Origin of the sequence: Mycobacterium sp., assembly GCF_032162105.1 — a bacterium.
Lineage (GTDB): Bacteria > Actinomycetota > Actinomycetes > Mycobacteriales > Mycobacteriaceae > Mycobacterium.
In genome coordinates this window covers 1-13,074 of the sequence record NZ_JAVRPS010000088.1, presented here as the reverse complement: position 1 = coordinate 13,074, position 13,074 = coordinate 1, and the positions used below count along the sequence as shown (strand labels likewise).

The following is a 13,074-nucleotide window of genomic DNA, read 5'->3' as shown; positions in this document are numbered from 1 at the left end:
CTCGATACGGCTCAGCGGATACGTCGGCTGAGCATCTCGTCCGCCACGGTGACGACTCGTTGGCGGTCGTTGGCGACCAACCCGATGCGGGTGCGACGATCCACGATGTCATCGACGGTGAGTGCGCCTTCGTGGGTCACCGCGTACTCGAATTCCGCCCGGGTGACGTCGATTCCGTCGGCGACGGGCTCGGTGGGCCGCTCACAGCTGGCGGCCGCGATGACATTGGGCGCCTCGGCACCGTAGCGGGCGACGAGGGAGGACGGTAGATCGGCCGGCGACCGCAGCGTCGCAACGGGATTCGACGGCGCACCGACGAGCGGAAGGTTGCGGGTCCGACACGCGGTCGCCGTCAGCCCGCGCAGCGTGATCGCGCGTTCGAGAACGTCTTCGGCCATGAACCGGTATTCCGTCAGCTTGCCACCGATGACGCTGATGACGCCCGACGGTGACTCGACGACCGCATGTTCGCGCGACACGTCGGCAGTGCTGACCTCATTCCCGGGTCGCTTCGCTCCTGCCCTCCGAACCGCCTCCGATGTTTCGATCAGCGGCCGCAGCCCGGCGTAGGCGCCGATCACGTCGGCAGGCCCCAGCGCGACGTCGAGCGCCGTGTTGACGGTGTCGAGCAGGAACGCGACCTCTGCCGAAGTGGGTTCCGGCACGTTGGGAATCGGCCCTGGCGCGTCCTCGTCGGTGAGCCCGAGGTACACCCGACCGAGCTGCTCGGGCATCGCGAACACGAAGCGGTTGAGCTCGCCGGGTATTGGAATCGTCAGCGCCGCGGTGGGATTGCCGAACGCGGCGGCGTCGAACACCAAATGCGTTCCGCGGCTGGGCCGCAAGCGGATCGACGTGTCGACGTCGCCCGCCCAGACGCCCGCCGCGTTGATCACCGCACGCGCCGACACCTCGAGCGACTCGCCGGTGATCTTGTCGGTCAACCGCACCGAGGTCCCGGTCGCGTCGGACGCGGCGACCCGGGTCAGGATGCGCGCACCGTGCTGAGCGGCGGTGCGGGCAACCGCGGCGACCAGCCGCGCGTCGTCGATGAGTTGGCCGTCGTAGGCCAGGAGCCCGCCGTCCAGACCCTCGCGGCGCACGGTCGGCGCCAGCTCCACCGCTCGCGCCGCACCGATTCGGCGCGACCGCGGCAGCGTCGCGGCCGACGTCCCCGCCAGCTTGCGCAGGCCGTCGCCCGCGACGAAGCCGAACCGCACCAGTGCGCGTGACGCGGAGTTCATCGACGGCAGCAGCGGAACCAGTTGCGGCATCGCCTTCACGAGGTGAGGTGCATTGCGCGTCATGAGGATTCCGCGCTCGACGGCGCTGCGGCGGGCGATGCCGACGTTGCCGGTGGCCAGGTAGCGTAGGCCGCCGTGCACCAGCTTGGAGCTCCACCGGCTGGTGCCGAACGCCAGGTCGTGCTTCTCCACCAGCACCACCGACAGACCTCGCGTCGCGGCGTCCAGCGCGATCCCCGTTCCGGTGATGCCGCCACCGATGACGACGACGTCGACGCATCCGCCGTCGCCGAGCGCGGCCAGGTCGGAGGCGCGGCGGGCGGCGTTGAGTGCAGTGGAGGACGTCATGGTGTCAGGTATCCGTTCAGGGCACGGGTCAGCTCGCGTGCCATGGTTCCGGCATCGAGGATCGGCTCGACCAGTCGGGCCGACAGGATGGTCGACTGGGTGATCAACAGGCACATGCCGGCAAGCTGGCGGGCGTCGCCGGGACGGACGCTGCCGTCGTCCTGGGCGATCTTGATCTCGCCGGTCACGGTGTCCAGCAGGATCTGCTGGCTGGTCCCCAGTCGCTCCGAAAAGTAGACCATCGTGAGATCCGGAGCCTGGTGCAGCACGGTCATGATGACGTCGTCGCGGCGCAGGCGCTCCGCGACCGCCACGATGCGCTCGACCAGCGGTTCGCGGCCGACGCTGCGATTGGGCACGTCGTCGAGGGCGTGGGTGATCCGCAGGGTGAGCAGCGCGCCCAGGATCGAGCGCGTGTCCGGAAACCGCCGGTACACCGTGGGGCGGCTGACGCCGGCCCGGCGGGCGATCTCGGCGAGCGTCACGCGGTCGACGCCGTATGCGATCACGCAGCGGGCCGCGGCGTCGAGGATGCGTTCCTCGACGGACTGCGACGACTTGTCGTTACTGATTGACAGCATCTGTAATACTGTAACGCATGACTGCTCCCAGCGACCACCTGCTGCCTCCGATGAAGTGGAATGCCTGGGGCGACCCGGCGGCGGCCAAGCCGCTCTCCGACGGGATCCGCACCCTGCTCGAGCAGGCCCTCGGGGTCGGCGGTCCACCGAGCGCCGAACTGGCCGCGGATCAGGTGCGCCTGCGGCCGTCGGCCTTGTCGGACGCCGACCGGGACGCGCTGGTGGCCATCGTCGGCGACGCACACTACATCTCCGACGACTACGACAGGCTGCTCCGAGCCGGCGGTAAGTCCACGCTGGACCTGTTGCGCCGCAAGGACTCCGGCGTGCAGGACGCGCCCGACGCAGTGCTGTTGCCCGCCGACGAGGAAGCGGTGGCCGAGGTGCTCCGTTTCTGCGCCAAGCAGAGCATCGCCGTCGTCCCGTTCGGCGGCGGCACCACCGTGGTCGGCGGCGTCGACCCCATCCGCGGTGACTTCAAGGCCGTCGTCTCGATGGACCTGCGGCGGCTCGACCAACTACACCATCTCGACGAGGTGTCCGGCGAGGCCGAACTCGGCGCGGGCGTGACCGGACCGGATGCGGAGCGACTGCTCGGCGAGCGGGGCTTCTCGCTCGGCCACTTCCCGCAGAGCTTTCAGTTCGCCACCATCGGCGGCTTCGCGGCGACGCGGTCGTCGGGCCAGGACTCGGCGGGATACGGCCGCTTCGACGACATGGTCCGCGGAATCACGGCGGTCACTCCGACGGGGGTGCTCGATCTGGGCCGGGCCCCGGCGTCCGCGGCCGGTCCGGATCTGCGCCAGTTGATCATCGGCTCCGAGGGCGTCTTCGGCGTGATCACCCGGGTGCGGGTGCGGGTACATCCCGTTCCGGAGACCACGCGGTACGAAGCATGGTCCTTCCCCGACTTCGCCACCGGCGCCGCGGCGCTGCGAGCGGTCGCCCAGACCGGAACCGGCCCTACCGTGATCCGGCTGTCGGACGAGGCGGAGACGGGCGTGAACCTCGCCACCACCGAGACCATCGGCGAACAGAGCGTCACCGGCGGTTGTCTGGCGATCACGGCGTTCGAGGGCACAGCGGCACACACCGAGAGCAGGCACGCCGAGACGCACGCGGTACTCCAGACGCACGGCGGCACGTCGTTGGGCGACGGGCCCGCGCAGGCCTGGGAGCACGGCCGATTCGGCGCGCCGTACCTGCGGGATGCGTTGCTGTCCGCGGGCGCACTGTGCGAGACGTTGGAGACCGCGACCAACTGGTCCAACCTCGGCACGCTCAAGGCGGCGGTGACGGATGCGCTGACCACTGCGCTCGCCGAAACGGGCACTCCGGCCCTGGTGCTGTGCCACATTTCCCATGTGTATCCCACGGGGGCGTCGCTGTACTTCACCGTCGTCGCCGGCCAGCGCGGCAACCCGATCGAGCAGTGGCGCAAGGCCAAGACCGCGGCGTCCGACGCGATGGTCCGCAGCGGCGGGACCATCACCCACCACCACGCCGTCGGCGCCGACCACCGGCCGTGGATGCGCGACGAGGTCGGCGACCTCGGTGTCGAGGTGCTGCGGGCCGTGAAGGCGGTGCTCGACCCCACCGGAATCCTCAACCCGGGCAAGCTGATTCCGTGATCCTGCGGACGCGAGGAGCAATATGACCACGGTCGGTCGCATCACGATGTTGACCAACCCAGCGTCGGGGCACGGTAGCGCGCCACACGCGGCCGAACGGGCCGTCGCACAGTTCCATCGCCGCGGCATCGACGTCGTCGCCATTGCGGGCACCGACGCCGAGCACGCGCGACGACTCGTCGAAGGCGCCCTCGAACGCGGCATGGACGCGCTCGTCGTGGTCGGCGGTGACGGCATCGTCTCGCTCGCCCTGCAAGTTCTCGCGCAGACCGAGATTCCCCTCGGCATCATCCCGGCAGGAACGGGGAACGATCATGCCCGCGAATTCGGCATTCCCAAGAGTGATCCCGCCGCGGCAGCAGACGTGGTGGTCGACGGGCGCGCCGAGTCCGTGGACCTGGGCCGCATCCGGGGCGCCGACGGGACCGACCGCTGGTTCGGCACCGTGATGGCGGCCGGCTTCGACTCGCTGGTGACCGACCGCACCAACCGGATGACGTGGCCGCACGGCCGGATGCGCTACAACCTCGCGATGGTCGCGGAGCTGTCGAAGCTGCGACCGCTGCCGTTCCGATTGACGTTCGACGGCGGCGAGGAGCTCGTCACCGACCTCACCCTGGCCGCCTTCGGCAACACGAAGAGCTACGGCGGCGGCATGCTGATCTGTCCGGACGCCGACCATGCGGACGGGCTGCTGGACGTGACCATGGTGCAATCGGGCTCACGCACCAGGCTGATCCGCCTGTTCCCGACCGTCTTCAAGGGCACCCACGTCGAGCTGGACGAGGTGCTTACCAAACGCGCCAAGGCCATCACCGTCGACTCCCCCGGTATCAACGCTTACGCCGACGGCGAGCTCGTCTGCCCGCTGCCGGTCGAGGTGTCCGCGGTGCCCGGCGCGCTGCGCATACTGCGGCCCAGGGGCTAACCTGGGAAATCACGACGACACCGGGGAATTGCGATGTGGCAGCTGAGTCGTGATGATCTGGACACCCTCGCCGTCGGCGCGGCGCTGTTGGGATCGGGCGGCGGCGGCCAGCCGTATTGGTTCAGGGCATTGGCTGTACACGCATTCGGCGATCGCGCCCGGATCCCGATTCATGACGTCGACGACTTGCCCGCAGACATGCTTGCCGTCAGTACCGGCCTCGTCGGATCCCTCCTGTCGTTTCACGAGCGCTCACCGCAAGGGTCCGAGTTCACCAGGGCTGTCGGACGCGTTCTCCGTGAATACCCAGACGCGAGTGCGTGTGTGGGCAACTACGAGAGCGCTGGCGCCAATATCTTCGCCGCGTTAGTGGTGGCGGCCTCCGGAACGCTGCCCGTGGTCGACTGTGACGGTATGGGCCGGGCGCTGTCATGGCTCGACCAGACAACCTACGACGTGGCAGGGGTCTCCATCGCGCCGTTCGTGTGCACCGACAGCTACGGCCGAACCGTTTTGTACGAAGACATCCGAGGTCGCACCGCCGAGCAGTTCATCCGAGCCGCCGCTGTCGAGATGGGCGGCTGGTGCGCTTTCGCCGGATACCCGATGACAGTCGCCCGCCTTCGAACCGCGGGCATACCCGGCACCATTCGCAGGGCTCTGGACCTCGGCCGCACCGTCGAGAATGCCGACGCACGTACGGTTGTCGATGCCCTGGTCGAGCGGCACGGTGCACGTCGGGTCGCCACCGGCCGCGTCGCCGATACCCAGTGGCGCCGGATCCGCGACGGAGGTATCGGATCCGTGGTGATCCGAGCGTCAGACGCATCCGTGGTGCGCGTCGAAGCACGCAATGAGTTCCTGCTGGCCCTCGTCGACGGTGAGATCGCCGCCTGCACACCGGAAATCATCTGCCTGATGCGGACGCGTGACGGACGGCCACTCCAAGCGGAATCGGTCCTGGCGGTGGGCACCGAGGTCGATGTCGTCGCGTTGCCTGCACCGCCGCGATGGGAGGATTCGGGCTTCAATGACAAGGTGACACCGGCGGCGTTTGGAATAACCGGTGTCTGAGTTGGGGATTTCGACGGTCCGTGACGTCCTCTGCCTCCCCGACCTCGACGGGGCCGAAGTACTCGGTGGCGCAACTGGACTCGGTCGGCAGGCGCACGACGCGCACATCGTGGTGCCGGGCGACGCCCGCCGGGTCGCGGCCGGCAGCGTCGTGTTCCTGACCTCGGCCGACAGCCTGGCCACTGAACTCGCCCTGCCTCGCCTGGCCGAGCGTGAGGCCGCGGCGGTGATCGTCGACCACCCCGTGTTGGTGTCCACGCAGTGGCTCGCCGATCGTTTCGGTATCCCCCTGGTGCGTCTCGATGCCGACCGATGGGAATGCGCGCTCGCCGTTCGGATTCACCTGCGCCACCCGCTGGTCGAGCGCGGCCTGAAATGTGCCGCGGCCGCGGCACGCCTGGCCGGGGCGGATACCCCGTCCCGGGTGGCGGCCGTCGTGTCGCAAGTACTCGGGCATCCCGTCAGCGTGCTGGGACCGTCGGGGGTTCTGCTGGCCGGCCCCAGACTGCCGGGTATCGAGCAGATTCCGAATGCCCCCTCCGGTCACCTCGACAGCGATTCCGGCACAACGGTTTTCGTTTCTACTCCCCCAGGTCGGGATTCCGGTTCGCGGCTCACGTGCGCAGTGCATGCACCGCCCGGAATCGCAACAGCGCACATCGAGACCATTCTCGCGGTCGCCGATCTCGCAATAGTGCGACTGACCGCGTGGGCCGCGCGGTCGGCGCTGTCGGCCGCATGGGACCAGGCGAGCCAAGGCGCGGTGCTGACCCACCTGCTCAGCACCGGCTCGCTCGACGGACCACGTGCCGAGCAGGCGGTCGCGCTCGGCTGGCAGCTCGAGGGCTTTCACATCGCCGTCATGGTCCGTCCCGAGGATCCCCGCGCAGACCGCTCACTGGTTCTGACCGCCTTGCAGAACGCCATGATCGCGACCGGCCTCACGGTGCCTGCCGTGCCGTTGGCCGACGGATGGGTGTGGTGGACGAGCTCGCCCGACCGGCCGCCTCAGGCTCAGATCACGTTGCGCAGCAACGAGGTTCGCCAGATCGTTGCCGACCTTTCCGGCTTCGTGATCGCCGCCGGTGTGGCGGGTGCCGAATATGGAATCGCAGGACTGGTGCGCGCCATCGGTGACGCATCCCGACTGTGCCGGATCGCCGGGCATGCTGCCGGGCGTCGCCCGGTGGAGACCGCAAGTGACTCCAACCCCAGGCAATATCTCCTCACCGCGGTCACCGACGATCAGGCCCGCGAACGGGCCGAGCTATTGCTTCAGCCGCTGCGGAACGCGGCCGACGGTGTCCTGCTCGACACCTTGACCGTCTACCTGCTCTCCGAGTGTTCGACGGCGGCGACGGCCAGGCGGCTGGGCGTGCACCGCAATTCGGTGATCAAGCGCCTCACCCGCATTCAGTCGCTCCTCGGCGTCGACCTGGACGATGACGACACCCGCCTCGCCCTGCGTATCGCATGTCGCGCTCTGTGAGCACGCAACACGGACGTCACCGCACGTAACCTGCTGCGCCCGACTTGCCCTCAAGACTGCACGGCAGGTGTGCACTGTGCCCACTGACCGGAGGGCATCCGCTCCGTAACGTGCAGGTCAACGCCACTCACACGTGCCGCAACGGAGGAATCCATGGCCACCACAAACGCGGGTGATCCCGCCGTCGACGACGTCCCGGTCTCCGAACACGGCGACGATTACGCGCTGTCCCGAGTGCCGAAGTCGGCCAGATTCCACTGGTTCAGCGTGTGCGTGCAACGGTTCGGCCAGTTGTCGTGCCTGTCTCAATTCATGCTCGGCGCCGCCCTCGGCTTCGGGATGACGTTCACGAATGCGATGCTGGCAGTCCTGTTGGGGGCAGTGATTCTCGAGATCGTCGGCATCTTCAGTGGCATCATCGGGCAGCGCGAGGGACTGTCGACATCGGTGATCGCCCGCTGGACGGGCTTCGGTCGCTGGGGATCTGGTCTCATCGGCATCGTCATCGCGCTCAGCCTCACCGGCTGGTTCGGTGTGCAGACGGCAGTGTCGGCCGAGAGTCTCAAAACCATCATCCCGTTCGGGCCAATCTGGTTGTGGTCCTTACTCTTCGGTCTCGCCGTCACGGCGATCGTGGTGTACGGCTTCAGTTCGATGGCCTGGGTCGCCTATGTGACCGTTCCCGCGTTCATCCTGCTGGCGGGGTACCTGGTGATCGCCAAGCTCACCGAGTACGACATCGGCACCTTGGCATCGGCCCAACCGGCTGGCCCAGTGCTGTCCTTGGGCGCAGGCGCGACACTGGTCGCAGGTGGCTTCATCGTCGGCATGGTGACGACGCCCGATATGACCCGGTTCAACCGTTCCGCGAAAGATGTCGTGAAGCAGACCCTTCTCGGCGTGACGCTCGGCGAACTGGTCATGTGCATGGCCGGGGTGTTGCTCGCGCACGCCCTGCGCACCGACAGCGTGGTCGACATCGTGACCAGCACGTCGGGCTTCGTCGGCACGTTGATCATCATCTCGGGCACCTTGAAGATCAACGACTGGAACCTCTACTCGTCGACGCTGGGCATCGTGAACGCACTGGAGACCTCGTTCGGCGTCGTGGTGAACCGCCGCGTCGTCACCATCCTCGTCGGCGTCGTCGGCTCAGTTCTTGCGGCACTGGGCATCCTGAGCCACTTCATCGACTTCCTGACCATCCTCGGCGTCGTGATCCCGCCGGTCGCCGGCATCATGGTGACGGAGTACTTCCTGGTGCGCACCTGGCGCGCGGAGCTGGAACGCGCCGGCCAGGATCTGCCCGCCAATGAACCCACGCTGATCATCGGCACATTGGTGGTCTGGCTGATCGCCGCTCTGGTCGGGCATTTCGTCACGTGGGGTATCCCGTCGCTGAACTCTCTGGTGGTGGCGGTGGTGCTCTACCTCGCGTTCTCGAAAGTCGGTCTCCTCAAACCGCTTTCAGTCCAGCCCACCCGGTTCGGGGCCACCGCATGATCATCGGCATCGACGTCGGTGGCACCAACACCGACGCAGTCATCCTCGACGGTGGCGCGGTACTGGCCGCCACCAAGACGACGACGACACCTGACGTGACCTCCGGGATCACCGCCGCGGTCGGCCGACTACGCGAGATGTCGGGTGCGGACCCGAGTGCGGCGAGTGCGGTGATGATCGGCACCACGCATTTCGTGAACGCTCTGGTCGAGGCGCAGCGGCTCTCGCCCACCGCGGTGATCCGGTTGGGACTGCCTGCGAGCAGCGGACTTCCGCCACTGGTCGGCTGGCCCGCCCGCATCGTCACGGCCATCGCCGGTCAAGCCTTCATGGTGCACGGCGGCCACGAATTCGACGGCCGCAAGATCAGCGATCTGCGACCCGAGGAACTTCTCGATGCGGTCGACAAGGCGCTCGCCAACGGTGCGGAGAGCATCGCGATCTCGTCGATCTACTCACCGGTCAACGCCGAATTCGAATTGATCGCTGAGGATCTCATCGCGCGCAAGTATCCGGACATCCCGGTCACGTTGTCGCATCAGATCGGACGTCTCGGCCTGCTCGAACGCGAGAACGCGGCAGTCATCAATGCGGCGCTGCGCGCCCTGGCCCGCGATATCAGTGCAGCCCTGACCGCCGCCGTGCGCGATCTCGGTATCGACGCGCCGCTGTTCGTCTCGCAGAACGACGGCACCGTGATGGATCTCGACTTCACCCGCCGCTACCCGGTGAACACGTTCGCGTCCGGCCCAACCAACTCGATGCGCGGCGCCGCGTTCCTGTCCGGGCTGTCCGAATGCGTCGTCGTCGACGTCGGCGGCACCACCACCGACGTAGGCATGCTCCAGAGCGGCTACCCGCGGGAAGCTGCGCTGGAGGTGGAAGTCGAAGGTATCCGCACCAATTTCCGGATGCCGGATGTGCTTTCGGTCGGGCTCGGCGGCGGATCACGGGTGTGCGACGCGGGCCAGGGCGTGACCGTCGGACCCGATTCGGTGGGTTACCGCATCGGCACCGAGGCCCTAGTGTTCGGCGGACAGACGTTGACGGCCACCGACATCGCGGTGGCCGCCGGGTTGGCGGATATCGGCGACGCGGCACTGGTTGCCGATATCCCGAGTGCGACGGTCAACGCGGCTTTGGCGCAGATCCGCGAGATCCTGGAGAACACCGTCGACCGCATGCGCACCTCGACCGACCCCGTCGACGTCGTGGCGGTCGGTGGCGGCTCGATCCTGGTCCCTGCCGAGCTAGCCAGTGCCAACCGGGTACACCGGCCGGAGAACTTCGCCGTAGCCAATGCGATCGGGGCGGCGATCGCGCAGGTCGGCGGCGAGGTGGATCGAATCTTCGGCGTACCTGCCGGTCAGCGCGAGGCCGTGCTCGACACCGCCAAACAGGAAGCCGTCGACCGGGCGATCGCCGCGGGCGCTGCGCCGTCGTCGATCCAGATCGTGGAGATCGACGAAGTTCCGTTGGCCTACCTGCCCGGCAACGCGGTTCGCATCCGGGTCAAGGCGGTCGGCGATCTACCGATGGGACGAGCACAAGCATGAGCCGTCAGCTGACACGACAGGAACTCGTCGACATGGCGGCCGGGGCGGCGATCATGGCCACCGGTGGTGGTGGCGATCCGTTGGTGGGCCGCCTGTTGGTGCAGCAGGCACTCGATGAAGGTCTGACTGTCGAGATCATCAGCCCCGAAGAACTCGACGACGACGCCTTCGTCATCTCGACCGCCATGATGGGCGCGCCGAGCGTGGTGGTCGAGAAGCTGGCCAACGGCAACGAAGCGGTGACCTCGTTGCGGAAGCTCGAGGCGCACCTGGGTAAGACCGCGACCGCGACAGTGCCCATGGAGTGTGGCGGCCTGAACTCGATGATCCCGCTGTTGGTGGCGGCCCGCGCCGGCATCCCCGTAGTCGACGCCGACGGCATGGGACGCGCGTTTCCCGAGCTCCAAATGGAGACGTTCGGGGTGTACGGCATTTCGGGATCACCGCTGGTCATCTCCGACGAGAAGGGCCACAGCGTGCTCGTCGACACTGGTGACGACAACGTGCGGATGGAGAACTTCGCCCGGGCGGTGACCATCCAGATGGGCGGTGCCTCGTTCATCGCCGAGTACCCCATGAGCGGTGCCGACCTGAAACGGACGGGCATTCCGCACACCCTCTCGCTGGCCAGCCAGATCGGCCGCGCGATTCGCGAGGCCCGCGCCGTCCACGCGGACCCGTTCGCCGCGCTGGTCGGTGCTGTGGAGGATTCCATCTACGGCTATGCGACGTCCCTGTTGGAGGGCAAGATCGTCGACGTCGAGCGCTCGATCGTCGGTGGCTTCACCGCCGGCACGGTGACGCTCGCCCCCTTCGACGGCGATGAATTGTTGACCATCGACTTCAGGAACGAGAACGTCGTCGCCCGACGGGGTGAGCGGGTGGTCGCGCTCGTCCCCGACCTGATCACCGTGCTCGATCTCGAGTCCTGTACCGCGATCACCACCGAAGCGCTGCGCTTCGGTCAGCGGGTGCGGGTGGTCGCGATCTCGACGCCGGAAATCATGCGTACGCCGGAGGCGCTACACGTGTGGGGACCACATGCGTTCGGTGTCGATCACCCGTGGGTTCCGGTGGAGGAGCTCGCCGCCGAGACCGCAGCCACCCCGGGCGGAAGCAGGCCCTAACCTGGATGACGATGGTCTGGAACTTCGAGGCCGAAGTCTTCCAGTGGCGTGGGCCTGCGCCATATTTCTTCGTCGCGACTCCGGAGGACGTCGACGCCTTCCTTCACGATCACCTCGCCGATTTGATGTACGGCTGGGGCGTCATCCCGGCGCGGGTACGGATCGGCGATACCGAGGTCGGCACGTCGTTGATCCCGAAGGACGGCGTCTACCTGGTACCGCTCAAGGTGGCGCTACGGCGACCCGAGGGGATCGATGACGGCGACGTCGTACGCGTGCACCTGTCGGTGGGCAAGCGCGCCTAGCCGAGCCCGCGCTTGAGCTGGTGAGAGATGCACCACGTCGCACGACTACCGAAGGCCGCTGAGGAACTCGACGGTGCGACGCTGTTCATCGACGCTGCCGTAGGGGGCAGCCATGAACTCCGTGACGCCGGACTCTTTCAGCTGCTCGATCTGACGGGCCACCGATTGTTCGTTGCCGACGATCGCGACGTCTTCGGGTCCTGCGGCACCTTCACGTTCGAGCATGGCCCGGTATTCAGGCACGCGCCCGGCCATCGGAAACTCAGTGCGGATCCGTTCGCGTACAACGTCGGTTGCGTTGGTCACGCAGACCAACTGGCCCGCAACGATCTTGGGCGCAGACCGATTCGCCTCCGCGGCGGCTTTCGCAATGGTCGGGGCGATGTGCTCGCGGATCGTCTTGGGTCCCGTCATCCAGGTCACTGTGCCGTCGGCGAGTTCGCCCGCCACCTTCAGCATGTTCGGTCCAAGTGCTGCCAACAGCACCGACGGCGTCGCGACATCAACGAGCCCGACGGCGCCGACGGCGGTCAAGGTTTCTCCTCGGTGCTCGACAATCTCACCGCGCAGCAACGGATTCAACACGGTGAGATACTCCCGCATGCGCCGCACCGGACGATCGGTGGCAAGGCCGAACATGCCGGCCACCATCGCGCCGATTCCCGCCCCGACGCCCAGAGTCAGACGACCCGAGACCGCCGCCTGCGCGGTCAGCGCCTGGCTGGCGAGCACGAGGGGATGGCGCTGCGGAACGGGGACTACTGCTGTTCCCAGCGCGATTCCGGGCACCTGAGTTCCAGCGACGGCAAGCGTTGTGAGCGCGTCCCACCCGAACGCCTGTGCCGACCATGCAGTGTCAAACCCGTGATGGGCAGCCTGACGGACCTGGTCGACTACCGCGGCGAGGGCAGCCTGACCCCGAATGTCGCCCACTGCAATGCCAATCCGCATCGCGCGCCCCTTTCGGATCAACTCATATACGATAAACGGAGTGGCCCACCACTTCGTCTGACAGACAATCCGGAGGGCCACCCCGTTTAGCAAGTCGATGGGAGTGCCAGATGCCGAACCGCAAAAGCGCCGCCCTGGCGCAGCGACCGATGCGCGCAGACGCACGCCGCAACTACGAGCGGCTGGTGGCTCAGGCGAGCGCCGTCGTCAGGGAGGCCGGGGCCGACGCATCCCTCGAAGAGATCGCCCGGCGAGCCGGTGTCGGATCGGCCACCCTGCACCGCCACTTCCCCAGTCGGGGCGCCCTGTTGGAGGCAGTGTTTCGTGACCGCGTCCA

General features: G+C 67.5%; 12 protein-coding genes. 9 read left to right on the top strand and 3 right to left on the bottom strand.

Going from position 1 to position 13,074, the window contains the following annotated elements; translation table 11 throughout:
• Positions 1-11 precede the first annotated feature (11 nt).
• Together QOC69_RS04275 and QOC69_RS04270 are read right to left on the bottom strand one after the other, a co-directional pair.
• Positions 12-1,592, bottom strand: coding sequence for a glycerol-3-phosphate dehydrogenase/oxidase (locus QOC69_RS04275; RefSeq protein WP_526436696.1), 1,581 nt, complete (start codon positions 1,590-1,592; stop codon positions 12-14).
• Positions 1,589-2,173, bottom strand: coding sequence for a TetR/AcrR family transcriptional regulator (locus tag QOC69_RS04270; protein WP_526436694.1), 585 nt, complete (start codon positions 2,171-2,173; stop codon positions 1,589-1,591). The genes QOC69_RS04275 and QOC69_RS04270 overlap by 4 nt, the downstream gene beginning before the upstream one ends.
• A gap of 50 nt (positions 2,174-2,223) precedes the next feature.
• Here QOC69_RS04270 and QOC69_RS04265 point away from each other — a divergent pair, with 50 nt between their 5' ends.
• The 8 genes from QOC69_RS04265 (at position 2,224) to QOC69_RS04230 (ending at position 11,786) form a co-directional block, all read left to right on the top strand.
• Complete coding sequence (locus QOC69_RS04265) at positions 2,224-3,804, top strand: FAD-binding oxidoreductase (RefSeq protein WP_526436732.1); 1,581 nt, start codon at positions 2,224-2,226, stop codon at positions 3,802-3,804.
• Positions 3,805-3,826: 22 nt separating this feature from the next.
• On the top strand, positions 3,827-4,732 hold the full coding sequence (locus tag QOC69_RS04260; protein WP_526436692.1) for a diacylglycerol kinase: 906 nt from the start codon (positions 3,827-3,829) through the stop codon (positions 4,730-4,732).
• A 33-nt stretch (positions 4,733-4,765) separates the two neighbouring features.
• Positions 4,766-5,806, top strand: coding sequence for an S-methyl thiohydantoin desulfurase family protein (locus QOC69_RS04255; RefSeq protein WP_526436690.1), 1,041 nt, complete (start codon positions 4,766-4,768; stop codon positions 5,804-5,806).
• Entirely contained in the window at positions 5,799-7,295 is a 1,497-nt protein-coding gene (locus QOC69_RS04250) for a PucR family transcriptional regulator (RefSeq protein ID WP_526436688.1), read from the top strand. Before QOC69_RS04255 ends, QOC69_RS04250 begins: the two co-directional genes overlap by 8 nt.
• A 153-nt stretch (positions 7,296-7,448) precedes the next feature.
• On the top strand, positions 7,449-8,798 hold the full coding sequence (locus QOC69_RS04245; RefSeq protein WP_526436686.1) for a purine-cytosine permease family protein: 1,350 nt from the start codon (positions 7,449-7,451) through the stop codon (positions 8,796-8,798).
• Positions 8,795-10,354 (top strand): hydantoinase/oxoprolinase N-terminal domain-containing protein, encoded by a 1,560-nt coding sequence (locus tag QOC69_RS04240; RefSeq protein ID WP_526436684.1) that lies wholly within the window; start codon positions 8,795-8,797, stop codon positions 10,352-10,354. The genes QOC69_RS04245 and QOC69_RS04240 overlap by 4 nt, the downstream gene beginning before the upstream one ends.
• Entirely contained in the window at positions 10,351-11,481 is a 1,131-nt protein-coding gene (locus QOC69_RS04235) for an S-methyl thiohydantoin desulfurase family protein (RefSeq protein ID WP_526436682.1), read from the top strand. Before QOC69_RS04240 ends, QOC69_RS04235 begins: the two co-directional genes overlap by 4 nt.
• A 5-nt stretch (positions 11,482-11,486) precedes the next feature.
• A complete protein-coding gene (locus tag QOC69_RS04230; RefSeq protein WP_526436680.1) occupies positions 11,487-11,786 on the top strand; it encodes a DUF1905 domain-containing protein in 300 nt (99 codons plus the stop codon).
• Positions 11,787-11,831: 45 nt separating this feature from the next.
• Here QOC69_RS04230 and QOC69_RS04225 read toward each other — a convergent pair whose 3' ends face one another.
• Positions 11,832-12,902, bottom strand: coding sequence for a TIGR03564 family F420-dependent LLM class oxidoreductase (locus QOC69_RS04225; RefSeq protein ID WP_526436678.1), 1,071 nt, complete (start codon positions 12,900-12,902; stop codon positions 11,832-11,834).
• Between QOC69_RS04225 and QOC69_RS04220 the strand changes: the two genes are divergently transcribed.
• Positions 12,887-13,074: TetR family transcriptional regulator (locus tag QOC69_RS04220; protein ID WP_526436676.1), on the top strand; the 188-nt coding region annotated here is incomplete at its 3' end. The two genes, QOC69_RS04225 and QOC69_RS04220, sit on opposite strands and share 16 nt — an antisense overlap.

Bases quoted from the DNA above. Each gene is read 5' to 3' on its own strand.
- QOC69_RS04230 (WP_526436680.1), top strand. From the start codon at position 11,487: ATGACGATGGTCTGGAACTTCGAGGCCGAAGTCTTCCAGTGGCGTGGG.
- QOC69_RS04260 (WP_526436692.1), top strand. From the start codon at position 3,827: ATGACCACGGTCGGTCGCATCACGATGTTGACCAACCCAGCGTCGGGG.
- QOC69_RS04240 (WP_526436684.1), top strand. From the start codon at position 8,795: ATGATCATCGGCATCGACGTCGGTGGCACCAACACCGACGCAGTCATC.
- QOC69_RS04275 (WP_526436696.1), bottom strand. From the start codon at position 1,592: ATGACGTCCTCCACTGCACTCAACGCCGCCCGCCGCGCCTCCGACCTG.
- QOC69_RS04270 (WP_526436694.1), bottom strand. From the start codon at position 2,173: ATGCTGTCAATCAGTAACGACAAGTCGTCGCAGTCCGTCGAGGAACGC.
- QOC69_RS04265 (WP_526436732.1), top strand. From the start codon at position 2,224: ATGAAGTGGAATGCCTGGGGCGACCCGGCGGCGGCCAAGCCGCTCTCC.
- QOC69_RS04255 (WP_526436690.1), top strand. From the start codon at position 4,766: ATGTGGCAGCTGAGTCGTGATGATCTGGACACCCTCGCCGTCGGCGCG.
- QOC69_RS04245 (WP_526436686.1), top strand. From the start codon at position 7,449: ATGGCCACCACAAACGCGGGTGATCCCGCCGTCGACGACGTCCCGGTC.
- QOC69_RS04235 (WP_526436682.1), top strand. From the start codon at position 10,351: ATGAGCCGTCAGCTGACACGACAGGAACTCGTCGACATGGCGGCCGGG.